The 24590-nt window shown below is 61.8% G+C and carries 20 protein-coding genes; 13 read left to right on the top strand and 7 right to left on the bottom strand.

All coding sequences use genetic code 11. The annotated features are described in order from the left end of the window. Positions 1-2: 2 nt before the first annotated feature. A complete protein-coding gene (locus tag ACZ6WW_RS13220) occupies positions 3-689 on the bottom strand; it encodes an alpha/beta hydrolase (RefSeq protein ID WP_281852816.1) in 687 nt (228 codons plus the stop codon). A 48-nt stretch (positions 690-737) separates the two neighbouring features. On the opposite strand from ACZ6WW_RS13220, the gene ACZ6WW_RS13225 reads away from it, so the two are divergent. After that, positions 738-1334: an acyl carrier protein phosphodiesterase gene (locus ACZ6WW_RS13225; RefSeq protein ID WP_465274614.1), complete on the top strand. Its 597-nt coding sequence runs from the start codon at positions 738-740 to the stop codon at positions 1332-1334. A gap of 54 nt (positions 1335-1388) precedes the next feature. On the opposite strand, the gene ACZ6WW_RS13230 is transcribed toward ACZ6WW_RS13225, so the two are convergent. Then, positions 1389-1910, bottom strand: a complete 522-nt coding sequence (locus tag ACZ6WW_RS13230) for a c-type cytochrome (RefSeq protein WP_281851497.1) — start codon at positions 1908-1910, stop codon at positions 1389-1391. 411 nt (positions 1911-2321) lie between these two features. Here ACZ6WW_RS13230 and ACZ6WW_RS13235 point away from each other — a divergent pair, with 411 nt between their 5' ends. From ACZ6WW_RS13235 to ACZ6WW_RS13255, 5 genes are all read left to right on the top strand, one after another. Then, positions 2322-3587 carry an efflux RND transporter periplasmic adaptor subunit gene (locus ACZ6WW_RS13235; RefSeq protein ID WP_465274615.1) on the top strand — a complete coding sequence of 422 codons (1266 nt, stop codon included), beginning with the start codon at positions 2322-2324 and terminating at the stop codon, positions 3585-3587. A 180-nt stretch (positions 3588-3767) separates the two neighbouring features. Next, positions 3768-7001, top strand: coding sequence for an efflux RND transporter permease subunit (locus ACZ6WW_RS13240; RefSeq protein ID WP_465274616.1), 3234 nt, complete (start codon positions 3768-3770; stop codon positions 6999-7001). A 238-nt stretch (positions 7002-7239) separates the two neighbouring features. Next, positions 7240-10371 carry an efflux RND transporter permease subunit gene (locus ACZ6WW_RS13245; RefSeq protein WP_465274617.1) on the top strand — a complete coding sequence of 1044 codons (3132 nt, stop codon included), beginning with the start codon at positions 7240-7242 and terminating at the stop codon, positions 10369-10371. A 142-nt stretch (positions 10372-10513) separates the two neighbouring features. Continuing rightward, positions 10514-10744 (top strand): LysM peptidoglycan-binding domain-containing protein, encoded by a 231-nt coding sequence (locus ACZ6WW_RS13250; protein WP_281851501.1) that lies wholly within the window; start codon positions 10514-10516, stop codon positions 10742-10744. Positions 10745-10758: 14 nt separating this feature from the next. Then, positions 10759-11244: a hypothetical protein gene (locus ACZ6WW_RS13255; protein ID WP_465274618.1), complete on the top strand. Its 486-nt coding sequence runs from the start codon at positions 10759-10761 to the stop codon at positions 11242-11244. 48 nt (positions 11245-11292) lie between these two features. Here the strand turns inward: ACZ6WW_RS13255 and ACZ6WW_RS13260 are convergent, their stop codons facing one another. Next, complete coding sequence (locus ACZ6WW_RS13260; RefSeq protein ID WP_465274619.1) at positions 11293-12507, bottom strand: rhomboid family intramembrane serine protease; 1215 nt, start codon at positions 12505-12507, stop codon at positions 11293-11295. Positions 12508-12714: 207 nt separating this feature from the next. On the opposite strand from ACZ6WW_RS13260, the gene ACZ6WW_RS13265 reads away from it, so the two are divergent. Further along, complete coding sequence (locus ACZ6WW_RS13265; protein ID WP_465274620.1) at positions 12715-14940, top strand: NADP-dependent isocitrate dehydrogenase; 2226 nt, start codon at positions 12715-12717, stop codon at positions 14938-14940. A 161-nt stretch (positions 14941-15101) separates the two neighbouring features. After that, the gene (locus ACZ6WW_RS13270) at positions 15102-16163 is read left to right on the top strand and encodes a TraB/GumN family protein (RefSeq protein ID WP_465274621.1); all 1062 of its coding nucleotides are present in this window, start codon (positions 15102-15104) and stop codon (positions 16161-16163) included. Between the two features lie 144 nt (positions 16164-16307). On the opposite strand, the gene ACZ6WW_RS13275 is transcribed toward ACZ6WW_RS13270, so the two are convergent. Next, positions 16308-17261 carry an aldo/keto reductase gene (locus tag ACZ6WW_RS13275; RefSeq protein WP_465274622.1) on the bottom strand — a complete coding sequence of 318 codons (954 nt, stop codon included), beginning with the start codon at positions 17259-17261 and terminating at the stop codon, positions 16308-16310. Between the two features lie 66 nt (positions 17262-17327). After that, positions 17328-17519: a hypothetical protein gene (locus ACZ6WW_RS13280; protein WP_465274623.1), complete on the bottom strand. Its 192-nt coding sequence runs from the start codon at positions 17517-17519 to the stop codon at positions 17328-17330. Between the two features lie 107 nt (positions 17520-17626). Here ACZ6WW_RS13280 and ACZ6WW_RS13285 point away from each other — a divergent pair, with 107 nt between their 5' ends. Then, positions 17627-18550, top strand: coding sequence for a LysR substrate-binding domain-containing protein (locus tag ACZ6WW_RS13285; RefSeq protein ID WP_465274624.1), 924 nt, complete (start codon positions 17627-17629; stop codon positions 18548-18550). 27 nt (positions 18551-18577) lie between these two features. On the opposite strand, the gene ACZ6WW_RS13290 is transcribed toward ACZ6WW_RS13285, so the two are convergent. Continuing rightward, positions 18578-19879 carry an SGNH/GDSL hydrolase family protein gene (locus ACZ6WW_RS13290; protein WP_465274625.1) on the bottom strand — a complete coding sequence of 434 codons (1302 nt, stop codon included), beginning with the start codon at positions 19877-19879 and terminating at the stop codon, positions 18578-18580. Between the two features lie 221 nt (positions 19880-20100). Here ACZ6WW_RS13290 and ACZ6WW_RS13295 point away from each other — a divergent pair, with 221 nt between their 5' ends. From ACZ6WW_RS13295 to ACZ6WW_RS13310, 4 genes are all read left to right on the top strand, one after another. Next, positions 20101-21213, top strand: coding sequence for an S-(hydroxymethyl)glutathione dehydrogenase/class III alcohol dehydrogenase (locus tag ACZ6WW_RS13295; RefSeq protein WP_465274626.1), 1113 nt, complete (start codon positions 20101-20103; stop codon positions 21211-21213). A gap of 81 nt (positions 21214-21294) precedes the next feature. After that, positions 21295-21957: an NYN domain-containing protein gene (locus tag ACZ6WW_RS13300; protein ID WP_281851510.1), complete on the top strand. Its 663-nt coding sequence runs from the start codon at positions 21295-21297 to the stop codon at positions 21955-21957. A 122-nt stretch (positions 21958-22079) separates the two neighbouring features. Further along, the gene (locus ACZ6WW_RS13305) at positions 22080-22967 is read left to right on the top strand and encodes a class I SAM-dependent methyltransferase (RefSeq protein ID WP_465274627.1); all 888 of its coding nucleotides are present in this window, start codon (positions 22080-22082) and stop codon (positions 22965-22967) included. A 41-nt stretch (positions 22968-23008) separates the two neighbouring features. Then, a complete protein-coding gene (locus ACZ6WW_RS13310; protein WP_465274628.1) occupies positions 23009-23539 on the top strand; it encodes a pseudouridine synthase in 531 nt (176 codons plus the stop codon). A gap of 187 nt (positions 23540-23726) precedes the next feature. On the opposite strand, the gene ACZ6WW_RS13315 is transcribed toward ACZ6WW_RS13310, so the two are convergent. Beyond that, positions 23727-24521 (bottom strand): TatD family hydrolase, encoded by a 795-nt coding sequence (locus ACZ6WW_RS13315; protein ID WP_465274629.1) that lies wholly within the window; start codon positions 24519-24521, stop codon positions 23727-23729. Between the last annotated feature and the right edge of the window lie 69 nt (positions 24522-24590).

The following is a 24590-nucleotide window of genomic DNA, read 5'->3' on the forward strand; positions in this document are numbered from 1 at the left end:
CCTTAACTCCTTTGAGGCGGTAGCCAATCGCGGATCGAGTGCTTGATCGCACCGCGCAGATCCATCAGGCGGCGATGAAAGAAGTGGCTGGTTTCGGGCATGCGCACCAGTTCCGGCGGATGCTCCATGGCGTCGATCCAGTCGAATACGGCCTGCGGATCGACGATTTCGTCGTCTTCGCCCTGTACGACCAGCCAGGGACAGGTGGGCAACTCGACCGTGTCGAATGGCCAGCGCCCGGCAGGCGGTGCGATGCTGATCAGCGCGTCGGCGTGCAAACGCACCGCGTTGCGGATCGAGACATAGCTGCCGAACGAGAAACCGGCCAGCCACAATGCGTCGTCCGGGCGTAGCCTGCGTACCCACTGAGCGACCGCGGCCAGGTCGTCGCCCTCGCCATTGCCGTCGTCGTAGCTGCCTTCGGACTCGCCGGTACCGCGAAAATTGAAGCGCAGCGTATCCAGGCCCGATTCGCGCAGGCTGCGCTCGACCATCGTGACCACTTTGTTATGCATGGTGCCGCCTTGCAGCGGATGCGGATGGCAGACGATCGCCGTACCGCGGCGCGCACCAGGACGCTCGGCCACGTCGCTGATGACTTCGAGCTTGCCGGCCGGGCCGTTGAGCGCGAAGCTGGCGGCCTGATCGGGAAAACTGTCGGGGTCTGCGGGAAGCGCCAGGATGTTCATGACCGGAATGATAACCGCCCCGGCGACCGGACGAGCCGCGCCGCGACGATGAACCACCTTGCCCATGCCTTGCTCGCGGGCGACGACGAGCTGATGCAACTGGGCGGCATGCTTGGCGATTTCGTGCACGGACCGCCCGAGGCGCTGCGCCTGCCCGAAGGGGCTATCGACGGTGTCCGCCTGCATCGCGCCATCGACGTCTATACCGACAGTCATCCGGAAGTGATCGCGGCGCGCGCCCTGTTCGAGGCCCCCTATCGCCGCTACGCGGGGATTTTGCTCGACATGTGGTTCGACCATTGCCTCGCTCGCGATTTCCTGCGTTGGAGTGGGCAACCCCTGCACCTGTTCTCCCCGGCGCTACGCGATCTGCTCTATCGCCACGAGCCGCTGCTGCCGCCGGATCTGAAACGATTCCTTGTATATATGGAGACGCACGGCCTGCCCGCGGGCTATGCCGACCCGGCGGAGATCGGCCGGGCGTTGGGCGGCATTTCGCGCCGACTGCGGCGGGCCAATCCGCTGGCGCAGTCGTTGCCGGTACTGGAGGCGTTGCGCCAGCCGTTGCAGCAGCGATTCGAGGCATTTTTCCCACGGCTTCAGCGTTTTGCGCGCGAATGGCGTGCCGAGCGTGGGCTGCCTTAGAAACGACAACGCCGCCCCAAGGCGGCGTCGTTCGAATCGGTAGAGCGGCGCGGCTTACTTGGCCTGCTGAGTGATCCAGGTCACCGCGGCCTTGACCTGCTCGTCGGTCAGCGACGGATTGCCGCCCTTGGCCGGCATCATGTTGCCATCAGGGCCCTTGTAGCCCTCGATCGCGTGCTTGACCAGGGTGTCCAGGCCTTCGGCGATGCGCGGACCCCAGGCAGCCTTGTCGCCAAGTTTCGGCGCGCCGGCCACGCCGGCCGTATGGCAGCTATGGCAGAGGTTGTCGTAAATCGTCTTGCCATCCTTGGTGCCGCCATAAGCGACCTGGGACGCGGCGGCCTTGGCGGCGGCTTCCTGCGCGGCCAGCATGGCGGCACGGCCGGTATTGCCGGCGTATACGGCGCCGTTGGGCGCGATGCGAGCGTCTACTTGCGCCTGGGCGCTGGGGTCGACTTCTTTAGGCTCGTGGTCATAGATCGTCCAGGCCAGGCCAATCAACAGCAACGTCAGCACGGCCAGGCCCACGATCAGCAGCGAAAAGCTGCGCATGAAGCTCTGGTCGGATTTGCTCATGGAACCGCTCACGCAATTACTCCAGTCAAAAGTAAAGTCGGCGGGCATCGGGCCGTTGCACACCGTTAGCGTGGCGTCAGACCGAGGCTATGCTTACTTGCCGCTCCCCCGGACAAGCTGTCCCCGGGCAACAAGCCTCAGAGTATAGACGAAGCCCGCGCGAAGTTTGCAGCTGGTTCAGCCTACACTGCGCATCTGGACGTCACATTGTTGGGCAACTATTCGTAGCGAGATAGGTCAGAACAAGGCACGAGAGGGGATTGGCCCTGCCATCGGTCATGCACCACCCATGTCAACCGGCATTGTCAAATCTCGTTCCACTGCCCCTATCCTTTCACCCAACGTAAAAACGGGCGCACGCCGCGCCAGGTGGGGTCGGGTGGCCCGCCGTCTAATATTTGGGAGCTCTACATGTCGCGTTTTTGGAAGATCGCGCTGATCGCCATTGTGGTGATCGTGGTCGGTTTCGTGGGGTTCCGCATGCTGCATAAGCCTTCGGGCGAGGACAGTGCGGGCGGCGGCCGTCATCGCGGTGGAGAACAGGCACAGGATGCCGGCGGCGACAATAATAAGGATGCACCGCCGGTGCCTGTCACCGTGGTGCCCGTCACCAAGCAGAATGTGCCGATTTTCCTGACGGCGCTCGGTACGGTGCAGGCGCTCAACACGGTGACGATCAACCCGCAGGTCACCGGTCAGCTGCTCAGGATCAATTTCAAGGAAGGCCAGGAGGTCAAGACCGGCGACGTGCTTGCCGAAATCGACCCGCGTACCTTCCAGGCCAACTATCAGCAGGCCGTTGCCAAGAAGCAGCAGGACCAGGCCTTGCTTTTGACAGCCAAGAGCAATCTGGATCGCAGCGTCGACCTGGGCACCAAGGGCTACATCTCCAAGCAGGACATGGACACCTTGCGCAACACGGTCAGCCAGAACCAGGCCACTGTGCAAGCCGATGATGCCGCGATCGACAGCGCCAAGGTGCAGCTGGGCTTCACCAAGATCCTTTCGCCGATCGATGGCGTGGCCGGTATCCGCGCGGTCGATCCGGGCAACGTGGTCACCACCACCAGTGCCATCGTCACGCTGACCCAGCTGCACCCGATCAATGTGATGTTCTCGCTGCCCGAGCAGAATCTCGAAGTGGTGCGCGAAGCGATGACCAAGGGCCTGCCGCTCGAAGTGGCCGCGCTCGATCGCGCCGATGCGCACACCATTGCCAACGACGGCGTGCTGAAGGTGGTCGACAACCAGATCGACGTCACCACCGGCACGTTCCGCCTCAAGTCGGAATTTCCGAATGCGACCTCCGCGTTGTGGCCGGGCCAGTTCGTCAACGTGCAGCTGAAGGTCAATACCGTCAACGGCGGCCTGGTGATTCCGGCGCAAGCGGTGCAGCGCGGTCCCGATGGCGACTATGTCTATCTGGTGCAGGCCGACAACACGGTCAAGATGCAGGCGGTGAAGACCACGGCCGAAGTCGGCGACAGCCACGTGATGATCGGTACCGGCCTGAAAGAAGGCGACCAGGTCGTCACTGAAGGTCAGTTCCGCCTGAAGCCAGGCAGCAAGATCAAGCCGCTCAAGCCCGGTGAAGTCCCCGCCGCGCCGACCGACGAAGAACTGCAGAAGGCGAAGAAGGACGGCAAGGGCGGTCGTCGCGGTGGCGGCGGACGGTGATGAGACGCGGGAGATGGGAGACGGGTAGCGGAGGCGCAACAGTCGTGCGCTTGCACAACCCGGGGGATGCAAAAACCTTGCGGACTTGCGCCCCCACAACCCATCTCCCAGCTCCAGGTAATACGGACACGCGGCTGCGCATGAGCGCGCCTCCCCAACCACTGACGGTCAACTAACCCCATGGGCTTCTCCACCCTTTTCATCCGCCGACCGATCGCTACATCGCTGCTGATGGTGGCGGTGTTGCTGCTGGGTATCCTCGGTTATCGCCAGCTGCCGGTGTCGGCGCTGCCGGAAATCGACGCCCCCAGCCTGGTGGTGACCACGCAGTACCCGGGCGCCAGCGCATCGACCATGGCGGCGCTGATCACCACGCCGCTGGAGCGCAACTTCGGCCAGATCTCCGGCCTGAGCATGATGACCTCCGATTCGTCGGCGGGTCTTTCGACCATCGTGCTGCAGTTCTCGATGGATCGCGACATCGATATCGCCGCGCAGGACGTGCAGGCGGCGATCAGCCAGGCCAAGGGCACGCTGCCGAACAACCTGCCGTATCCGCCGGTCTATAACCGCGTCAATCCGGCCGACGCGCCGATCGTCACGCTCAAGCTGATTTCCGAAAGCCTGCCGCTGCGCGACGTCAACAACTACGCCGATTCGATCCTCGCGCAGAAGCTCTCGCAGGTGCAGGGCGTGGGCCTGGTGTCGATCGCCGGCAACGTGCGTCCGGCCGTGCGCATCCAGGTCAATCCGGCGCAGCTGTCCAATCTGGGCCTGACCCTGGAAGATGTGCGAAGTGCGCTGACCCAGGCCAACGTCAACGCGCCCAAGGGCACGTTGAACGGCAAGACGCAGTCCTACAGCATCGGTACCAACGACCAGCTCAGCGACGCGGCCGAATACAAGAGCACCATCATCGCCTACAAGAACGGCGCGCCGGTGCGACTGTCCGATGTCTCCAGCGTGGTCGACGGCGTGGAGAACGATCAGCTCGCCGCATGGGCCAACGGCAAGCCGGCGGTGTTGCTCGACATCCGTCGCCAGCCCGGCGCCAATATCGTGCAGACGGTCGAGCGCATCCGCGCGCTGATGCCCGAGTTGCGCAGCGTGCTGCCGGCGGACGTGCACCTGGATATCTTTGCCGATCGTACGGTGACCATCCGTGCGTCGGTGGAGGACGTGCAGTTCACGCTGATCCTCACCATCTTCCTGGTGGTGGCGGTGATCTTCGTGTTCCTGCGTCGCCTGTGGGCCACGATCATTCCCTCGGTGGCGGTACCGCTGTCGTTGATGGGCACATTCGGCGTAATGGCCTTTACCGGCATGTCGCTGGACAACCTCTCGCTGATGGCGCTTACCGTCGCCACCGGCTTCGTGGTGGACGATGCGATCGTGATGATCGAAAACATCGTGCGCTATATCGAGCAGGGCAAGGACGGCAAGGAAGCGGCCGAGATCGGCGCGAGGGAAATCGGCTTCACCGTGTTGTCGCTGACCGTGTCGCTGATCGCGGTGTTCCTGCCCTTGCTGCTGATGCCCGGCGTAACCGGCCGCCTGTTCCATGAGTTCGCCTGGGTGCTGACGATTGCGGTGGCGATCTCGATGCTGGTGTCGTTGACGCTGACGCCGATGATGTGCGCCTACCTGCTCAAGGCCGATGCATTGCCCGAAGGCGATGACGTGCATGAGAAGCATGCAGCCGAAGGCAAGAAGAACCTGTGGACGCGCACGGTCGGCGTGTACGAGCGCACGCTCGACTGGGTGCTCGATCACCAGCGCACCACGATCACCGTGGCGGCGATCACCGTCGTGGTCACCGTCATTCTCTACATCATCATCCCCAAAGGCCTGCTGCCCGAGCAGGACACCGGCATGATCACCGGCGTGGTGCAAGCCGATCAGAACGTCGCGTTCCCGCAGATGGAGCAACGCACGCAGGCCGTCGCCGAAGCGTTGCGCAAGGACAAGGCGGTAGTGGGCGTCGCCGCGTTTATCGGTGCCGGTTCGATCAATCCGACCCTTAACCAGGGCCAGCTGAGCATCGTGCTGAAAGACCGCAGCGATCGCGACAGCCTGGAAAAAATCCTGCCGCGCCTGCAGAACGAGGTTGCCGGCATTCCTGGTGTCGCGCTGTATCTGAAGCCGGTGCAGGACGTGACGCTCGATAGTCGCGTGGCCGCGACCGAGTACCAGTACTCGTTGTCGGATCTCAACTCCGACGAACTGGCCAAGTACGCCAACCAGATGACGCAGGCGATGCGTCAGCGGCCGGAACTGTCCGATGTGGACAACAACCTGGCCGATAGCGGCAACTCGTTGTCGCTGGTGATCGACCGCGAAAAAGCCAGCCGCCTGGGTGTGCCGGTGCAGACCATCGACGACACGCTTTACGACGCGTTCGGTCAGCGCCAGATCTCGACCATCTTCACCCAGTTGAACCAGTACCGCGTGGTGCTGGAGGTCGCGCCGGAATTCCGCACCAGCACGGCGCTGCTCAACCAGCTCACCGTGCGCGGCAACGGCAATGGTGCGTTGACCGGTTCCAATGCCACCAGCTTCGGCCAGCTCACCTCGAGCAATTCGGCCACGCCGTCGGGCATCGGCAATACCGGCAACGTCGGCTTCCAGGTTGGCGGCGGCGGCACGATTCCGCTCGCTTCGCTGGCCACGGCCACCGCGACAGCGGCGCCCTTGGTCATCAGCCATCAGCAGCAGTTGCCGGCAGTGACCTTGTCGTTCAACGTGGCGCAGGGCTATTCACTGTCCGATGCGGTCAAGGCGATCCACGAGGTCGAGTCGACGCTCAACTTCCCGCCGCAAGTGCGCGGTCAGTTCGTCGGCAAGGCGGCGGAGTTCTCCTCCTCGCTGGGCGATGAAGTCCTGCTGCTGCTTGCTGCGGTGGTGGTGATCTATATCGTGCTGGGCGTGCTGTACGAGAGCTACATCCATCCGCTGACCATCATTTCCACGCTGCCGCCGGCCGGCGTCGGTGCGTTGCTGGCGCTGATCCTGTGCGGTATGAGTCTGTCGGTCGACGGCATCGTCGGCATCGTATTGCTGATCGGTATCGTCAAGAAGAACGCGATCATGATGATCGACTTCGCGATCGAGGCCCAGCGCACCGGCATGCGTGCCCAGGACGCCATCCGTCGCGCCTGCCTGCTGCGCTTCCGCCCGATCATGATGACCACCGCGGCGGCCATGCTGGGCGCCCTGCCGCTGGCGCTGGGTTCGGGCATCGGTTCGGAGCTGCGCAAGCCGCTGGGTGTGTCCATCGTCGGCGGCCTGCTGCTGTCGCAGCTGGTCACCCTGTACACCACGCCGGTGATCTATCTGTACATGGAGCGTTTCTCCGACTGGCTGCGCGTCCGCCGCGAGCGGCGTGAGCTGGCCAAGGCGCAGCAGGCGCTGTAACAGCGGAGATGGGAAATGGGATGTGGGGGCGCAATGCTCCCCGCTGAGGCAACGTGGGGCCGTGCGCCCCGCTACCCATCTCCCATCTCCAGATAGCCCTGCCAGAAGTCATGCCCTCAAGTGGCAATTCCCGCTTAGCCATCCAGCCGTCCTGGCGTAACATGCGATAGGCAATCTGTCGCTATCCACGGCCATTAGCGCCCTTCAACCGATCTAAAGGTCGTGCGTTGAAACAACGATGAATATTTCCGGCCCGTTTATCCGCCGCCCGATCGGTACGTTCCTGCTGGCCGTGGGCATGTTTGTGCTGGGCATCATCTGCTATTCGCTGCTGGGTGTGGCCGCGCTGCCGGATATGCAATTTCCGGTGATCTTCGTGCAGGCCTCGCAGGCCGGCGCCGATGCCAGCACGATGGCCACCACCGTTGCCGCGCCGCTGGAACGCCACCTTGGCCAGGTGCCGGGCATCGATACGATGCGCTCGCGCAGTTCAGAGGGCGGCACGTCAGTCTTCATGATTTTCGACAACGGTCGCAATATCGATGCGGCCGCGCGCGACGTGCAGGCGGCGATCAACTCCGCCGCGCCGGATCTACCTGCCGGGCTGAACAATCCGCCGAGTTACCAGAAGGCCAATCCCAACGATGACCCGATCATCGCGTTCGCGCTGACCTCGGATACGCAGTCGGCGGCCGATCTCTACAATATTTCCGATTCGCTGCTCGCACAGCGCCTGCGTCAGCTCGACGGTGTGGCTTCGGTGGATATCGCCGGTGCGGCGACGCCAGCCATCCGCGTCGATCTCAATCTGCGCGCGCTCAACGCGATGAACCTGTCGCCGGATCAGATCCGCAACGCGTTGACGGCGGCGAATGTCACCTCGCCGCTGGGCTTTCTTTCCAACGGCATTACCACCACCGCGCTTACCGCGAACGACCAGCTGAAAAAGCCGGAGGAATACGCTGACCTGGTGGTGGCGACGCACAACGGTATCCCGGTGCGACTTTCCGATGTCGCCCATGTTTACGCCGGTCAGCAGGACGCCTATCAAGCCGCCTGGTTCCAGCGCAAACCCGCTGTGCTGATGTATGTGTACAAGAAAGCCGATGCGAACGTGATCGCCACGGTCGACGCGGTGCGCGCCCAGCTACCGATCCTGCGCTCGTACCTGTCGCCTGGCACGGTGCTCACGCCTTACTTTGACGGCACACCGACGATCCGCGATTCGTTGAAGGAAGTGCAGATCACCTTGCTGATCAGCCTGGCCATGGTCGTGCTGACGATGGCGTTGTTCCTGCGCCGCCTTGCGCCGACGCTGATTGCCGGCATCGCAGTGCCGTTGTCGCTGGCCGGCGCGTTCCTGTGTATGTATCTGCTCGGCTACACGCTCAACAATCTCACTTTGCTCGCGCTGGTGATCGCCATCGGCTTCGTCGTCGACGATGCGATCGTGGTGATCGAGAACGTCATTCGGCATATCGACGAAGGCATGACGCGACTGGAAGCGACCCTGGCCGGCGCGAAGGAAATCGGCTTTACCATCGTGTCGATCACCGCGTCGCTGGTGGCGGTGTTTATCCCGTTGCTGTTCATGAGCGGCTTCAGCGGCTTGTTCATGCGCGAATTCACCGTGACCCTGGTGGCGGCGATCATCATGTCGGCGCTGGTATCGCTGACCCTGACGCCATCGCTATGCGGTCGTTTTCTCAACGGTCATGTCGAGCCGGACAAGACGTCGAGGCTGAGTCAGCGGCTGGAGAAAATCCAGGACGGCATGCTGCGCATCTATGTGCGCGCATTGAATTTTTCGCTACGTCACGCGTTACTGTTGTCGCTGACGCCGCTGGTATTGATCGGCGTGACGATCTTTCTGTTCGGTGTGGTCAAGACCGGTTTGTTTCCTGCGCAGGACACGGGTCTGGTATCGGGTCGCGCGACCTCCAGCGCGACGGTGTCGTTCGGTGAAACCATCAATCGTCTGGATCGCCTGACCCAGATGATTCTCGCCGACCCCGACGTCAAGGCGGTGAGCTCGCGCCTGGGCACCAGTCGTACCGGTACCAGCGGCAGCTTCAATATCGAGCTGCGAACGCGCGCCGAAGGGCGCACGGATACCACTTTCGACGCGCTGGCGCGGCTAAGCGCCAAGGCCAACGCGTATCCCGATCTCAATCTGCGTCTGCGCCCGATTCAGGACCTGCCCAGCGGCGGTTCCGGCGGCAGCTCGCAGGGCGGTCAGTATCAGGTGTCGCTGCAAGGCAACGACCCGGAGGCGCTGGAGGAGTGGCTTCCCAAGCTGGTCAATGAGCTGAAGAAGAACAAGAAGCTGACCGATGTCGGCTCGGATATCGACGACGCCGGCTTGCGCCAGAATATCGTGATCGATCGCGACCGCGCCGCGCAGCTGGGCGTGTCGATCGGCACTATCGATGGCGCGCTCTACAACGCCTTCGGTCAGCGCCAGGTGTCGACGATCTACTCGGACATCAACCAGTACAAGGTAGTGATCAACGCGCTGCCGGCGCAGACCGCGACGCCTGACGCGATCAACCGTATCTATGTCGCTTCCAACACTGGCCAGATGGTGCCGCTAAGGGCGCTGGCCAAGCAGATGGACGGCCTGGCACCGACGATGATCACGCACGAAGATCAGTACACCACCATGGATCTGAGCTTCAATCTCGCGCCTGGCGTGAGTATGGGCGAGGCCATGTTGATCGTACAAAGCACGGCCAGCGGCATGCGCATGCCCGGCGATATCCGTCTGAACGTGGGCGGCGACTTTCGCCGTTTCCAGCAGTCTCAGAACGGCATGCTCTGGTTGCTGCTGGCTGCGGTGGTCACCGTCTATATCGTGCTGGGCGTGCTGTACGAAAGCCTGATCCACCCGGTGACGATCCTGTCCACCTTGCCGGCAGCCGGCGTGGGCGCCTTGATGGCGATGTGGTTGACCGATACCGAGCTTTCGATCATCGCGCAGATCGCCTTGGTGCTGTTGATCGGCATCGTCAAGAAAAACGCGATCATGATGATCGACTTCGCCCTTGTCGCGCAGCGCAAGCATGGCAAGTCGCCGATCGATGCCGTGCGTGAAGCCTGCATCGTGCGTTTCCGCCCCATCATGATGACCACAATGGTGGCGATCCTCGCCGCCGTGCCGATTGTCGTCGGTCTGGGCGAAGGCTCCGAACTGCGTCGTCCGTTGGGTATCGCGCTGATCGGCGGCCTGTTCATTTCGCAAAGCCTGACCTTGCTCAGTACGCCGGCCTTGTACGTGATCTTCTCCTGCCTGGCCGAGCGCTGGGCCGCGATGCGCGAACGCCAGCGTGCGCGCAAGCGGGCGCGATTGAGGCAGCCGGTTTCAAACTGATCGATCGGTCGTTCACCAGGACACGAGAGCGCGGGTAATACCGCGCTTTTTTTGTGCCCTGACGAGGGCATAAGCGCCCTCACAGCTCGTTAACACCGCTCGAAGTATCAGTGACGCTCTCTTCGGTGAGGAGGAAGGCTCCATGAGCAATGACAGCGGCAAAGCGGATTTTTCCGATGTTCAATCGGGTGTGAGTTCGACCGCGGAGCAGAGCTACACCGTGGTCTCGGGTGACAGCCTGTCCAAGATTGCCAAGCATTTCTATGGCAATGCGAATGCATGGCAACCCATCTTCGATGCGAATCGCGATCAGCTGAGTAACCCGGACAAGATCAAGCCGGGCCAGGTCCTGAAGATCCCAGCCAAACCATAACGAGGAGCGAGATCATGAAGTTCACCCAGCACGCTTTGATCTTGAACGTATCGCTGGCTGCCATGCTCGCACTCGGCGGCTGCGGCAAGAAGGAAGACAACGCCATACCACCGGCATCCACGCCAGCGGCACCGCCACCTGCGGCGCAGACCACCCCAGCGCCGGCGGCACCGGTGGCGGTCGCCGTGAGTTCGGTCGATCTGGGCAGCGCGGTCGACGGCGACCAGAAAGTCACCACGCCCACGACCAGCTTCGGTGCCAAGGACACGATCTACGCCTCCGTCGCCACCACCGGCGCCGGTACGGCCAAGCTCGATGCCAAGTGGACCTACCAGGACGGCCAGACGGTCAACGAAGAGAGCACGACCATCAATCCGACCGGGCCGGCCAATACGGCTTTCCATATCGCCAAGCCCAGCGGCTGGCCGACCGGCAGCTACAAGGTGGAGATTTCGCAGGATGGCAAGTCGGTATCCACCAAGGACTTCTCGGTGAAGTGATGCGATCGTAAATCGGCCAGGAGAAAGGCGCGCTGCGGCGCGCCTTTTTTATTCCCACCCCGACAGCCTTTTCAACTCGGCGATAGCATCGTCCGCATCGGCGTTTTTTGCGTTGGCGGCATCCAGGCGTCGGAGATCGTCATGGCGATTGCTGTCGATGGTGTCGATGACCGCATCGCGGCGATCGCCGAGGTAGCGCAGCAAGAGCTGCTGTGCGGTGCGATCTCGACCCGGCGGGAGTGCGGTGATCGCTGCCGTGTCTCGATAGAGCGATTGCCATGGCGGCAGGACTTCGTGCTCCAGCGCATCAGCGTAAGCGGCGGCAGTCAACTTTCCGGTCTTGATCCGCTGGTCGACCTGTCCGTTGGCGGCGATCGCGGCGACTTCTCGCGCATGCAGTTTTTCCAGCAGATGATGGAATTGCCGTATGGCCAGGGTCGGCGGCGAGGGATGCATCAGCGACCAGGCCAGTACTGCCAGCACCGTCGTGCCCCCCATGCAGGCAACGATGAGCTGCCCCAGCCTTATCCTGGCATGCGGCTGGAGATTCAGCGGCCGTGCCAACGCCAGGCCCATGGCCATGCCGCCAAGCAGCCCTCCGACATGGGCGACATTGTCCACGCGGTCGTTGGTGAAGCCGCTGAGCAGCGAGTAGACGGCGAAAACGAGCAGGCTGATGCCCGCTGGCTGCAGGGCGGGTGCCGATGTGCGCCAATGTCGACGCGCCATGAATACCGCCAGTGTGCCGAATACGCCAAAGATCGCACCGGAAGCGCCCGCGCCGTTGACCGCCGGGTTCCACCATTCGCTGACCATATTGCCGACGACGCCCGCGTAAAAGTACAGCAACACGAAACGCAGGCTTCCGAACAGCCGCTCGGCGACGCGGCCACTTTGATACAGCGCATACATGTTCACGGCGATGTGAGGCAGGCTCAGATGGACGAACGTCGAGCTGATCAGTCGCCACCATTGGCCGTCCGCGACCAGCGGAGCGTAATCCGATCCCCAGCGGACCGCGTCCTCGCCGCTGACTTCGTTCATAGCGACCCCTGTGGTCACCATGGCGCCGAATACGGCGATATTGGCGGCGATCAGGCAGGCGGTAACCGGCGCGTGGCGCCATAGTTCGTGCAAGCCCGCCAGCCTCGGCTGTCTCCGGTTGTCCTTGCCCATGCGGCCTCCTTCTCCGGTCGCCAGCGGCGATAATCGCCGAAAACCATCGGCCTCACGCGGCGCAAGTCCTTGTCGCAAGAAGGTCACGTGAGCTCCCTACGCTTGCGTATGTGTATCCGCGTCGATGGCTTTCCCTGACCCCTGCTTAGTCGCGACAATAGCGGTCTTGCACGGATTCCTTCGTTGCCTGGCGGTTGATTTCGCCGAATCCGACGCCACTAGCCTGTGGGCGCGTCTTCCTGTCGAGGGCGCTCCTCATGAATTGATGCCGTAGCCAAAGAGGTTGTGCCGACCATGTCCCAAACGCCCAAGATCATCTACACGCTCACGGATGAAGCCCCGTTCCTGGCTACGCAGTCCCTGTTGCCCGTTATCGAAGCCTTTGCCGCCACGGCGGGCATTGCCGTCGAGACCCGCGATATTTCGCTGGCCGGCCGCATTCTTTCGCAGTTCCCCGAATACCTGAAGGATGGCCAGAAGATCGCCGACGATCTGACCGAGCTGGGCGAGCTGGCGACCACGCCGGACGCCAACATCATCAAGCTGCCGAACATCAGCGCCTCGGTGCCGCAGCTGAAGGCCGCGGTGAAAGAGTTGCAGTCGCAGGGCTATGCCTTGCCCGACTACGTCGATGAACCCAAGGACGACAAAGAAAAAGAGACCAAGTCGCGCTATGCGCGGGTCATGGGCAGTGCGGTCAATCCGGTGCTGCGCGAAGGCAATTCCGATCGCCGCGCACCGCTGTCGGTCAAGAATTATGCACGCAAGCACCCGCATCGCATGGGCGCATGGAGCAGCGACTCCAAGACGCACGTAGCACAGATGGACGGCGGCGATTTCTACGGCAGCGAAAAGTCGGTGACCATCGCCCAGCCGGGCAGCGTCAAGATCGAGTGGTTCGGCAAGGACGGCAGCAGCAAGGTCCTGAAAGAAAAGACCAGCGTGCAGGCTGGTGAAGTGATCGACGCCGCGGTCATGAGCAAGAAGGCCCTGGCCAGCTTTATCGATGCGCAGATCGAGGACGCCAAAAGCCAAGGCGTGTTGTTCTCGCTGCATCTGAAGGCGACCATGATGAAGGTCTCCGATCCGATCATGTTCGGCCTGGTGGTCAACGAGTTCTACAAGGACGTGCTGGCCAAGCACGCTGACGCGATCAAGCAGGCCGGCTTCGATGCAAACAACGGCATCGGCGACCTGTACGCACGTCTGAAGAATCTGCCGGCCGATCAACAGGCCGCGATCGAGGCCGACCTCAAGGCCGAATACGCCAAGCGCCCGGGTCTGGCGATGGTCAACTCGGACAAGGGCATTACCAACCTGCACGTGCCCAGCGACATCATCATCGATGCGTCGATGCCGGCGATGATCCGCGACTCGGGCAAGATGTGGGATGCCCAGGGCAAGCTGCAGGACACCAAGGCGGTGATTCCGGATCGCAGCTACGCAGGCGTCTACCAGGTCGTCATCGAGGATTGCAAAGCCAACGGCGCATTCGACCCGGCGACCATGGGCAGCGTGCCCAATGTCGGCCTGATGGCGCAGAAGGCCGAAGAATACGGTTCGCACGACAAGACCTTCCAGATCGCCGGTGACGGCGTGGTCAAGGTGACCGATACCAGCGGCAACACGCTGCTCGAGCACAACGTCGAAGCCGGCGACATCTGGCGCATGTGCCAGACCAAGGACGCGCCGATCCAGGATTGGGTCAAGCTCGCCGTCAATCGCGCGCGCCTGAGCGACACGCCAGCCGTGTTCTGGCTGGACGCCAAGCGCGGTCACGATGCGCAGATCATCAAGAAGGTCGAGACCTATCTGAAGGACCACGATACCCAGGGTCTGGATATCCGCATCCTCTCGCCGGTCGAGGCTACCAAGTTGTCGCTGGAGCGCATTCGCAAGGGTCAGGACACCATTTCGGTGACTGGCAACGTGCTGCGCGATTACCTCACCGACTTGTTCCCGATCATGGAGCTGGGCACCAGCGCGAAGATGCTCTCCATCGTGCCGCTGATGGCCGGTGGCGGCCTGTTCGAAACCGGCGCCGGCGGTTCGGCACCCAAGCATGTGCAGCAGTTCGTCGAAGAGAACTATCTGCGCTGGGATTCGCTGGGCGAGTTCCTGGCGCTGGCCGCTTCCTTCGAGCATCTGAGCAATCGCTATAACAATGCCGACGCCGGTGTGTTGGCCAAGACGCTCGACCAGGCCAACGGCCAGTTCCTCGACAGCAACAAGTCGCCGGCACGCAAGGTCGGTGAACTCGACAACCGCGGCAGCCACTTCTACCTGACCCTGTACTGGGCACAGGCCCTGGCCGCGCAGAACGAGGACGCCAAGCTCAAGGCGAGGTTCGCGCCGCTGGCCAAGACGCTGGCCGAGAACGAGGCGAAGATCGTCAGTGAGCTCAATGGTGTGCAAGGCAAGCCGGTCGAGATCGAGGGCTACTACCACCCGAACCTGAAGCTGGTCAGCGCGGCGATGCGCCCCAGTGAAACGTTCAACAAGGCGCTGGCATCGCTGTAAGCGGCAGGGCGCTAGATAAAACGGGGCGCTTCGGCGCCCCGTTTTGTTTGCATGGCACATGCTAAACCTGTGCTTTGTGCTATTGAGACGGCATTGAACTTTGCCTGCTCGCCAAGGATCAGTCCTCTACCCACTAGCGTCCATCAACCCAGGAATCGTTTATGCCTATCGCCAAGTCCGTCCTGCTGTTGGCGCTTAGCGCAGCCCTCCCTGCCGTCGCGCAGAGCGTGGTACCTGCCGGCACGGCCCCGGCCCCGGCGCCGTCGGGCTCGGTGGCCAACCTCGAAGCGATTACCGTGAGCGGCGTGCAGCCCGGGCCCGGCTTGTGGAAAGTGAGCAAGGGCGATCATGTGATGTATGTGCTCGGCACGGTTTCGCCATTGCCCGATCACATGCAGTGGAAGACCGATGAAGTTGAGGACGTGATCGCGCATTCGCAGGAAGTGATCGATCCGCCCAAGGTAACGATCAAGGCGGACACCGGATTTTTCGGCAAGCTTTTCCTGCTGCCGTCGCTGGTCGGTGCACGCAAGAATCCCGATGACAAGACCTTGCAACAAACGCTGCCTACGTCGTTATATGCGCGGTGGTTACCGTTGAAGCAGCAATACATCGGCAACGATTCGGGCATCGAACGTTGGCGACCGATCTTTGCCGCGCTGGAGCTATACGACAAGGCGATCAAGCGCAGCGGCATGAACGCATCGGGCGGCGTCAAGAACACCGTGCGTGACCTGGCCAAGAAGCACAACATCAAGATCACCGAGACCAAGTATCAGATGGTGATCACCGAGCCGCGCGCGGCGGTCAAGGCGTTCAAGAGCCTGTCGATGAATGACGAGCAATGTTTTTCCAACGTGCTCGATACGGTGCAGAGCCAACTAGGCGCCATGGTGGCGCGCGCCAACGCGTGGGCCACCGGCGATATCGACGTGTTGCGCAAGGCGTCGCTGAAGGATCAGCGTGAGGCATGCGTTACCGCCGTGACCGAGACGGGTCTGGCGCAGAAGATCGGTTTGAGCGACCTGCCGCAAAAGGTCGAAGACGCCTGGATGAATGCGGCGAAGAACGCGCTGGCGAACGACACCCAGAGCTTTGCGCTGCTGCCGATGGATCAGGTGCTCGGCGCCAAGGGCTTGCTGGCGAAGTTGAAGGCGCAGGGGTATCAGGTGTTGGCGCCGGATGATGACGATACGGAGAATCCGGAGTCGCCGTCGCCTTGAAGGCCCCCTCACCCCGGCCCTCGCCCCTGGCGAAGCCGGGGGCGAGGGAGCAGGTCAGGCAAGTGCGAAATACTGAAGCTCACCTCAGTCAGCTCCCTCTCCCCTGGCTTCGCCGGGGGAGAGGGTTGGGGTGAGGGGGCGCTCTCAGCTCGCGCTAGCTACATCCAACTGAGCAATCTCACTCGCACTCAACCCAAGCGTCGCCGCCCCCAGAATATCCTTCAACTGCTCGACACTCGTCGCACTGACGATCGGTGCAGTCACACCCGGTCGCGCAATCAACCAGGCCAGCGCCACCTGCGCCGGCGTCGCACTATGCGCCGCAGCGACCTGATCGAGCGCCGCCAGCACCCCCAGGCCCTGCTTGTTCAAGTATTTCTTCACTGAGCCACCGCGTGCGGAACTCTTTGCCAGATCGGCTTCGCTACGGTATTTGCCGGTGAGAAAGCCGCTGGCCAGCGAGTAGTAGCCGATCACACCAATCTGCTCGGACCGGCAGATCGGCTCCAGGCCTTTTTCATAGCCGGCGCGACTCACCAGGTTGTACTCGGGCTGCAGACTTTCGTAACGCGGCAGGCCGTATTGCTCGGATACCTGCAACGCCTCGGCAAATCGATCGGCACTGTAGTTCGATGCGCCGATCGCACGCACCTTGCCTTCTTCGATCAGTCGCGCAAATTCGCCGAGGCTTTCATGCAGCGGGACGGTGGCGTCATCTTCATGTGCCTGGTACAGATCGATCTGCTCGACCTGCAGGCGCTTGAGCGAACCTTCCACCGCTTCGCGGATATTGATCGGGGACAGGCCCGGTTGCTGTCCCCACTTGGCGACCTTGGTAGCAATCAGCACTTTGTCGCGCTTGCCGCTGCGCTTGAGCCACTTGCCGATAATGGTTTCCGATTCGCCGCCACGGTTACCCGCCGCCCAGGCGGAATACACGTCCGCCGTGTCGATCAGATTGAAGCCGGCATCGACAAAAGTATCCAGCAACTGAAACGATCGCGCTTCGTCCGCGCTCCATCCAAACACATTGCCCCCAAAAGCCAGCGGAGCGACGGAAAGCGCGGACCGGCCAAGCTGGCGCAGGCTCAAACTCATGGTGAAACTCCTCGAAGAGAACCGTGACAGATCATTCTCTTCGAGTTGGTAGCGCGGCGGTGTGAATCAACCCATCCAGAGGCTGCGGCGCAAGGAGGCAGCCAGATAGTAGGTCGCGCGCCGCCGTGCTGGCCGAGGCTTGCCGCCGCCTGTCTTGGGCGGTGTGGCCGGGGGTGTCGGCTGCACCAGCCGGCGGGCCAGCTTGGGGTCGGCAATATGGCCGTGCAGGAACAGCATGTCAGTCCAGAGCGAACTCATAACCGCGCCTCCATAAGTTTCTGCGAGTGGCACAGGACTCAAGATAAGCTCACCCCAGGGGCCGGAAAAGCGATATATTGACAACTCAGGCTTGAGAGATTTTCAAGATGGCACGTATCTCGCTGGACCTATTGCAGCAGTTTGTCGTCGCCGCCCGCGCAGGAAATTTCTCGCGCGCCGCCGAGCAGTCGCACCTCACCGTCAGCGCGCTCAGTCACCAGATTCGTCAGTTGGAGCAGCGTGTCGAGCGCAAGCTATTCGACCGTGGTCCCCGCGGGGTTCAATTGACCGCTGAAGGACAGCGCCTGCTCGACGCGATCGGCGTGCATTTCGAAGGCATTGACCGTGCTTTGGCGGTCTATCGCTGCCGACGCGAAGAAGCGTTGACCGTCAACACCATCCCGGGCGTCATGACCAGTTGGCTGGTGCCGCGCCTGGCCGGTCTGGTGGCCGCCCATCCCGAGCTGGAGTTGAACCTGCAGTCGAGCACCAGCCTGGTCGATTTCGAGCGCGACCCGGTGGACGTGGTTATTCGCTATGGACTTGGCGGCTGGTCGGGTTTGCAAAGCGAGTGCCTTTTCGACGAATGGATCGCGCCGGTTGCCGCCCCCGCGCTGGTGGAGCGTATGCAGGGGCGTGACCCGCATGACCTCAGCGCGTGGCCCTTGTTGGGTGATCCCGGCGGACGTTGGCGGGACTGGAGCGAATACGCCGGTGTCGAGGTTCCGCGTCGCTTCGTGGCGCAATTTGACACCACCGATGCGCTGCAGCGCGCGGCCGTGGAAGGCATGGGCGTGGCGCTTGGGCGCATGGTGATGGCGCGTCCGCTGATCGATGCCGGCTTGCTCTGCATGCTGGGAGATCGCTACATGAAGATCCCCGAAGCGTATTTCCTGGTGTATCCGCCACGCTCCGAGAGTCATGCCGGCTTGCGACTGTTTCGCGAATGGATAAAGAAAGAGGCTGCGGCCTACCAACAGGCGATCAAGTGCGCACCGGCAAATCGCCGCGTGACGGCGCGTTCTCCATAGCAGAACGCGCGCAGTCACGGGGCAACGCTACTGGAGCCAGGCTGCCGGTGTGGCCTCCTGCATGGCTTGCCCTATTTTCTGATGCATGCGGGTAGTGGGATGCAGCGTGTCCCAGAATACGAACCCATCGGCGGTGCAGTCGGTGCGTCGATCGTGGTTCAGTGCATAGTTGAGCGAACTGTCGTTGTCGATGCGCAGACAAGATTGCTTCGTATCGCGGAAGCCAGCCTGTTCCGGCGCATCGAGTATCCGTTTGAAAAAGGTGTTGGCATCGAACAACGCCATGGTGTTCGGATAATCGGCTTCAAGTTTGTCCACTAGCTGGGGAAGACGTGCATTGAACTCGTCGATCCTGGCAGCCATGGCCGCATTGTCGTGACGTATCCGAAATACAGGCGCACGCGCTGCGTCCGGTAGATTGGAGATGACGATTTTCCTTGCACCTGCAGCTAGGAGTTTGCGTAAACCTTCTTCCATGGGGGTCAGGGATTGATCTGGCGTACGGTCATGGTTGATCAGGTCATTGACGCCGATCAGCAGGTAAAAGAGGCTTTGCCCTGGATCATAGTTCTTGGCGCTGCGCATCATGCTGATCCACGAATCGACTTGCTGAGTAAATCCGGGGATGACAAGTTTCTGATCCGCTGCTGCTCCGGCAACAGCCCAGTTGTAGACCGTCAGTCCGACGTTCTTTCCCAGGTATTCCGGCCACACCGGACCATTGCTGAAACGCCCCAGGAACCACGAGCCAGCGTTGGGCGCCAGCCCATGGCTGAGATTATTCAGGTTGTGCGTATCACTCAAGCTGTCGCCGAAAACGATGATTCGCTCCGTACCTTGCGAGCCTCCCGGTTTGGGTTGCGTCCAGAGGGCGTGATTGAACGATGCCGCGGTATCCGCACCTGATATATCGACAAGCTCGGTCCGGATGCCTTTTCGTTTCAACGAATCGGCGCAGGCTTGCAGCAATTCGGCCTGCGCGGTGGTCGTGTAGAACATGTTCCTCCATTCAAAGAGACTCCCCGAATACCAGTAGCCATTGACTCGGTACCACTGGCCACGGGTATTCGTCGCCCATTCGTACTTGACCTGCGTGCCGTCTGGACGGCTATCACTGCGATAGTGGCAGCGCAGATAGGTGTAGGTATCTTTGCCGGCGAATGCGCGGGGCGGTGGCGAGGGATTGTCGGTCGGAGCGGCGAGTTCGAATGCGGACAGATCCGGTTGGCGGTCTTCCTGCAGCGTGCCCACCGCAGGCATCCGTGTATCTTGAGCCGATACCTGCGTTGTCAGCGCGGCAAGACAAACAAAATACGCAAGTATTTTCATGTGAACTCCTTTTCGTTGAGCCTCCTTTTTACCGAATCCCTTTGTGTATCGAAGTCGGTACAGGTGACAGTGCCTGCTGGGAACGAGCGCGAATTGCTGTAGCAAGGTGACGCATAAGGTCCGCGATATGTATTAGCTGATACGCTATTGAGTCATGCCGACTCGATACGGCTTTTACGATCGAGCCCATCCCTGTTTTTCGTCCCCATAAGGAGCACTCCATGAAATCGCGCGCCGCCGTCGCTTTTGCCGCAGGCCAGCCCTTATCGATCGAGGAAGTGGACGTTGCTTCGCCCAAGGCTGGCGAAGTGTTGGTGCGTATCGTCGCCACCGGCGTTTGCCATACCGATGCATTCACGCTTTCCGGTGCCGATCCGGAAGGTGAATTCCCTGTGATCCTCGGTCACGAGGGTGGCGGCATCGTCGAGGAAGTCGGTGAAGGTGTGACGTCGCTGGCAGTGGGCGATCACGTCATTCCGCTGTACACGCCTGAATGCGGTGAATGCAAGTTCTGTCTCTCCGGCAAGACCAATCTCTGCCAGAAGATTCGTGCGACCCAAGGCAAGGGCCTGATGCCTGACGGCACCTCGCGTTTCTCCTTGAACGGCAAGCCGCTGTTGCACTACATGGGCACCAGTACCTTCAGCGAATACACCGTCCTGCCGGAAATTTCGCTGGCAAAGATCAACAAGGCGGCGCCGCTGGAAAAGGTCTGCCTGCTCGGTTGTGGCATTACCACGGGTATTGGCGCCGTCCTCAACACGGCCAAGGTCGAGCCGGGCGCATCGGTGGCGGTGTTCGGCCTGGGCGGGATTGGCCTGTCGGTTGTGCAGGGCGCGGTCATGGCCAAGGCCGGGCGCATCGTCGTGATCGATACCAATCCGGAAAAGTTCGCCATGGCCAAGGCATTGGGCGCTACCGATTGCGTCAATCCAAAGGACTATCCGGACACACCCATCCAGCAGGTGATCGTCGATCTCACCGATGGCGGGGTCGACTATTCGTTCGAATGCATCGGCAACGTCAACGTCATGCGTGCCGCGCTGGAGTGCTGTCACAAGGGCTGGGGTGAATCGATCATCATCGGTGTTGCAGGGGCAGGCCAGGAAATCAGCACGCGCCCGTTCCAGTTGGTCACTGGGCGCGTATGGCGCGGCAGTGCCTTCGGTGGGGTGAAGGGGCGTTCTCAGCTACCGGGATTTGTCGAGCGCTACCTGGGCGGCGAGATCAAGATCGACGAAATGATCACCAAGGTATTGCCGTTGGAGCGCATCAACGAGGCATTCGATCTGATGCACGAGGGCAAGGTGATTCGGTCTGTGATTCACTATTGAGCGGTCAAGTCGCTAAGATTCTTTTCTCGCCGTCGGCTGAAGTCGGCGGCGATCATCCCGTTTCTTAATTAGGACCATCCCATGAACAACACAGCCATCCTTGTCGACGGCGCATTTTTTCTTGCGCGCTACCGCAAGGTCTGGGGCGAGCGCGACGCCAACGACGCGCGCACCGTTGCCAAGACCGTTTTCGGCATGGCGTTGGAGCACCTCAAGGCGCTCGACCGTCCGCGCGAAGCGCTCTATCGCATTTTCTTCTACGACTGCCCGCCGCTGGAAAAGAGCTTCGTCAAACCGATCAGCGGAGACAGCATCGATTTCTCGCGGACCGGCTCGGCCTCGTTCCGCCGCGATCTTCACGATCAGCTACGCCGCCAGCGCAAGCTTGCGCTGCGGCTGGGCCGGCTTGCCGAGCGCGGCGAATGGCAGCTCAAGCGCTACGCCTATCAGCAGCTGCGCGAAGGCACCCTGCAGTGGGACGACCTGGGCGATGAACATTTCGAACCGGATATGCGCCAGACCCAGGTCGACATGAAGATCGGGATCGATATCGCCGCGCTGTCGTACAAGAAACAGGTCGACCAGATTATCCTGGTGGCCGGTGACGCGGATTTCATCCCCGCCGCCAAGCTGGCTCGCTACGAGGGCATCGATTTCATCCTCGATCCGATGTGGCAGGGGATCGCGCCGGATCTGCACGAGCACATCGACGGCCTGCAATCGGTCTGCCCACGGCCGTTCTGATCCGATGGCCGCTCCGCTGGCGTAATGACAGCCAATCGAAAGGCCCGGTCTACACCATTTGTTGACGTGGCTTGCGGCCTGCCACGTGTTAGCCTTTCTGGCGCCGCGATAAGGAGTTGTCGATGAAAACCCGTACCACCTTGGCGCTGACTGCATTGCTGGCAACCGGCTGCGTTATCGCCTTTCCGGCGTTTGCCCAGGAAGCGCAGGATCAGCCCGCCGGCGATCTCGTGCCACCCACCAGCGCGCGCGATTTCACCTCGCAGCAGCTGGACGGCGTGCTTGCCGGCAACTGGCGCTCGGCGGCCAATCGCGCCCGCGACCCGTACCGGCATCCCAAGGCTACGTTGGAGTTCTTCGGCGTTCGCCCCGATTACACGGTGGTCGAAATCACCCCTGGCGGCGGCTGGTACACCGAAATTCTTGCGCCGCTGCTGAAAGACAACGGGCATTACGTAGCCGCCGTGCAGAAACCCTCCGATAGCGAGGCGCGCCAGGACGCGAGCGGGCTGCATCAGAAGTTCGCTGCCGATGCGGCGCATTACGGCAAGGCCGCCGTGGTCGAGTTCGATCCCAAGGCGCCCGTATTCGGTGCACCGGGCTCGGCCGACATGGTGCTCACGTTCCGCAACGTGCATAACTGGGTCATGGCCAATACCGCGCCGCAGATGTTCAAGGCGTTCTTTACGGTGTTGCGCCCGGGCGGCGTGCTCGGTGTCGAAGACCATCGCGCGGCCGACAAGGCTTCGGTCGATGCGGTCAAGAAAAGCGGCTACCTGCCCACGGCCTATGTGATCAAGCTGGCGACCGACGCCGGTTTCAAGCTGGAAGAATCCAGCGAGATCAACGCCAACCCGAAGGACACCAAGGATTATCCGCAGGGTGTCTGGACGTTGCCGCCGACGCTTACCCTGGGTGACAAGGACAAGGCCAAGTACCAGGCGATCGGCGAATCCGACCGCATGACCTTGCGCTTCGTCAAACCGGCCACTCCGGTCACCGCTCACTGACAGGCGGTGCGTCCTGACCGACGCACCGTGCAATGCACGCCATGTTGATCGCCTTGAACAAGCCCTATGGCGTGCTTTGCCAGTTCACCGATAGCGACGGCCGGCGCACGCTGGCCGAATTCGTCAAGCAGAAAGACGTCTATCCGGCCGGGCGCCTCGATCACGACAGCGAAGGCCTGCTGCTGCTCACCGACGACGGCGCGCTTGCGCACAAGCTGACCGATCCGCGTCATAAAGAGCCCAAGACCTACCTGGTGCAAGTGGACGGCCAGATCACCGACGAGGCGATCGCGTCGCTACGTCGCGGCGTCGTATTGAATGATGGGCCGACGCGACCGGCGACGGTCGAACATGCGATCGAACCCGAGTGGCTATGGCCGCGCGATCCGCCGGTGCGTTTTCGCAAGGCGATTCCAACGAGCTGGGTCAGTGTGACGTTGAGCGAAGGGCGCAATCGGCAGGTGCGGCGCATGACTGCGGCCGTCGGCTTTCCCACGCTTCGCTTGATTCGCGTACGCATTGGGCCGTATGCGCTGGATGGTCTTGCGCCAGGTGAATCGCGCAGGGTTTGAGCGCGATTTCGGTGGGAGCGGCCTCAGAGGACTTCTGAGTATCTTTCCTATCCGTCATTCCGGCGAAGGCCGGAATCCATTCCTCAGCGCAGATGCTTGCCATGGGCTACCTGACGAGCATGGACCGAGGAATAGATCCCGGCCTTCGCCGGGATGACGATGAAAACTGAGGTTGTTCGAGAGGGGTTTACTCGCCCTCTATTCCAAAAAACGCCTCCGCCGTAGCCGTACTCTGCGCAGCGGTAACCTCGGCAGCCTCACCGCGATCACGCGCAATCTCCAGACAGATATGCCGCAGATACATCGGCTCGTTGCGCCGGTGCGAAGGCTGTGGACGCACGTTGCGTGGCAACAGATACGGTGCATCCGTTTCGATCATCAACCGGTTCGCCGGAATCTCGCGGACCAGCTCACGCAAGTGCAGCCCGCGGCGTTCGTCGCAGATCCAGCCGGTGATGCCGATATGGCAATCGAGCGCGAGATAGTCGCGTAGCGCCTCGCCGGTATCGGTAAAACAATGCACGACGGCAGCGGGGACGCGATCGCGATAGCGCTTCAGCAGCGCAATAAAGTCCGCGTGTGCATCGCGCTGGTGCAGGAACAAGGGCTTGCCCAGATCCGCGGCAATCTTCAACTGCTTCTCGAATACCTCGAGCTGCACGTCGCGCGGCGAGTAGTTGCGGTGATAGTCCAGGCCCGTCTCACCGACGGCACGCACTTGCGGCTGGGTCGCCAGCTCGCGCAGACGCGCGTCGGTCGCGTCGTCGTAATCGATTGCATGGTGCGGATGCACGCCAGCCGTGGCGTACAGGCGACCCGGATGGCGTTGGGCCAGCTGCAGCGCATGCTCGCTCCCATCGCGCGAGGCACCTGTCACCACCATGCGGGTCACGCCCTGTGCCTGGGCACGCGCCAGCACCTCGTCGAAATCGTGGTGAAAGGACTCGTGCGTGAGGTTGGCGCCGATATCGATCAGTTGCATGAAAAGGTCGCTTGGAAAACCGCCATTGTCCCAGAGCCGATGTGGGCCGGCCAAATCACGTCCCGTAGG

It is taken from the genome of Dyella sp. NPDC103356 (assembly GCF_055584465.1).

Coding starts and splice junctions, on each gene's coding strand:
- ACZ6WW_RS13250 (WP_281851501.1), top strand. CDS start 10,514: ATGAGCAATGACAGCGGCAAAGCGGATTTTTCCGATGTTCAATCGGGT.
- ACZ6WW_RS13295 (WP_465274626.1), top strand. CDS start 20,101: ATGAAATCGCGCGCCGCCGTCGCTTTTGCCGCAGGCCAGCCCTTATCG.
- ACZ6WW_RS13220 (WP_281852816.1), bottom strand. CDS start 689: ATGAACATCCTGGCGCTTCCCGCAGACCCCGACAGTTTTCCCGATCAG.
- ACZ6WW_RS13245 (WP_465274617.1), top strand. CDS start 7,240: ATGAATATTTCCGGCCCGTTTATCCGCCGCCCGATCGGTACGTTCCTG.
- ACZ6WW_RS13270 (WP_465274621.1), top strand. CDS start 15,102: ATGCCTATCGCCAAGTCCGTCCTGCTGTTGGCGCTTAGCGCAGCCCTC.
- ACZ6WW_RS13275 (WP_465274622.1), bottom strand. CDS start 17,261: ATGAGTTTGAGCCTGCGCCAGCTTGGCCGGTCCGCGCTTTCCGTCGCT.
- ACZ6WW_RS13235 (WP_465274615.1), top strand. CDS start 2,322: ATGTCGCGTTTTTGGAAGATCGCGCTGATCGCCATTGTGGTGATCGTG.
- ACZ6WW_RS13265 (WP_465274620.1), top strand. CDS start 12,715: ATGTCCCAAACGCCCAAGATCATCTACACGCTCACGGATGAAGCCCCG.
- ACZ6WW_RS13300 (WP_281851510.1), top strand. CDS start 21,295: ATGAACAACACAGCCATCCTTGTCGACGGCGCATTTTTTCTTGCGCGC.
- ACZ6WW_RS13305 (WP_465274627.1), top strand. CDS start 22,080: ATGAAAACCCGTACCACCTTGGCGCTGACTGCATTGCTGGCAACCGGC.
- ACZ6WW_RS13280 (WP_465274623.1), bottom strand. CDS start 17,519: ATGAGTTCGCTCTGGACTGACATGCTGTTCCTGCACGGCCATATTGCC.
- ACZ6WW_RS13255 (WP_465274618.1), top strand. CDS start 10,759: ATGAAGTTCACCCAGCACGCTTTGATCTTGAACGTATCGCTGGCTGCC.
- ACZ6WW_RS13315 (WP_465274629.1), bottom strand. CDS start 24,521: ATGCAACTGATCGATATCGGCGCCAACCTCACGCACGAGTCCTTTCAC.
- ACZ6WW_RS13240 (WP_465274616.1), top strand. CDS start 3,768: ATGGGCTTCTCCACCCTTTTCATCCGCCGACCGATCGCTACATCGCTG.
- ACZ6WW_RS13285 (WP_465274624.1), top strand. CDS start 17,627: ATGGCACGTATCTCGCTGGACCTATTGCAGCAGTTTGTCGTCGCCGCC.
- ACZ6WW_RS13225 (WP_465274614.1), top strand. CDS start 738: ATGAACCACCTTGCCCATGCCTTGCTCGCGGGCGACGACGAGCTGATG.
- ACZ6WW_RS13290 (WP_465274625.1), bottom strand. CDS start 19,879: ATGAAAATACTTGCGTATTTTGTTTGTCTTGCCGCGCTGACAACGCAG.
- ACZ6WW_RS13230 (WP_281851497.1), bottom strand. CDS start 1,910: ATGAGCAAATCCGACCAGAGCTTCATGCGCAGCTTTTCGCTGCTGATC.
- ACZ6WW_RS13310 (WP_465274628.1), top strand. CDS start 23,009: ATGTTGATCGCCTTGAACAAGCCCTATGGCGTGCTTTGCCAGTTCACC.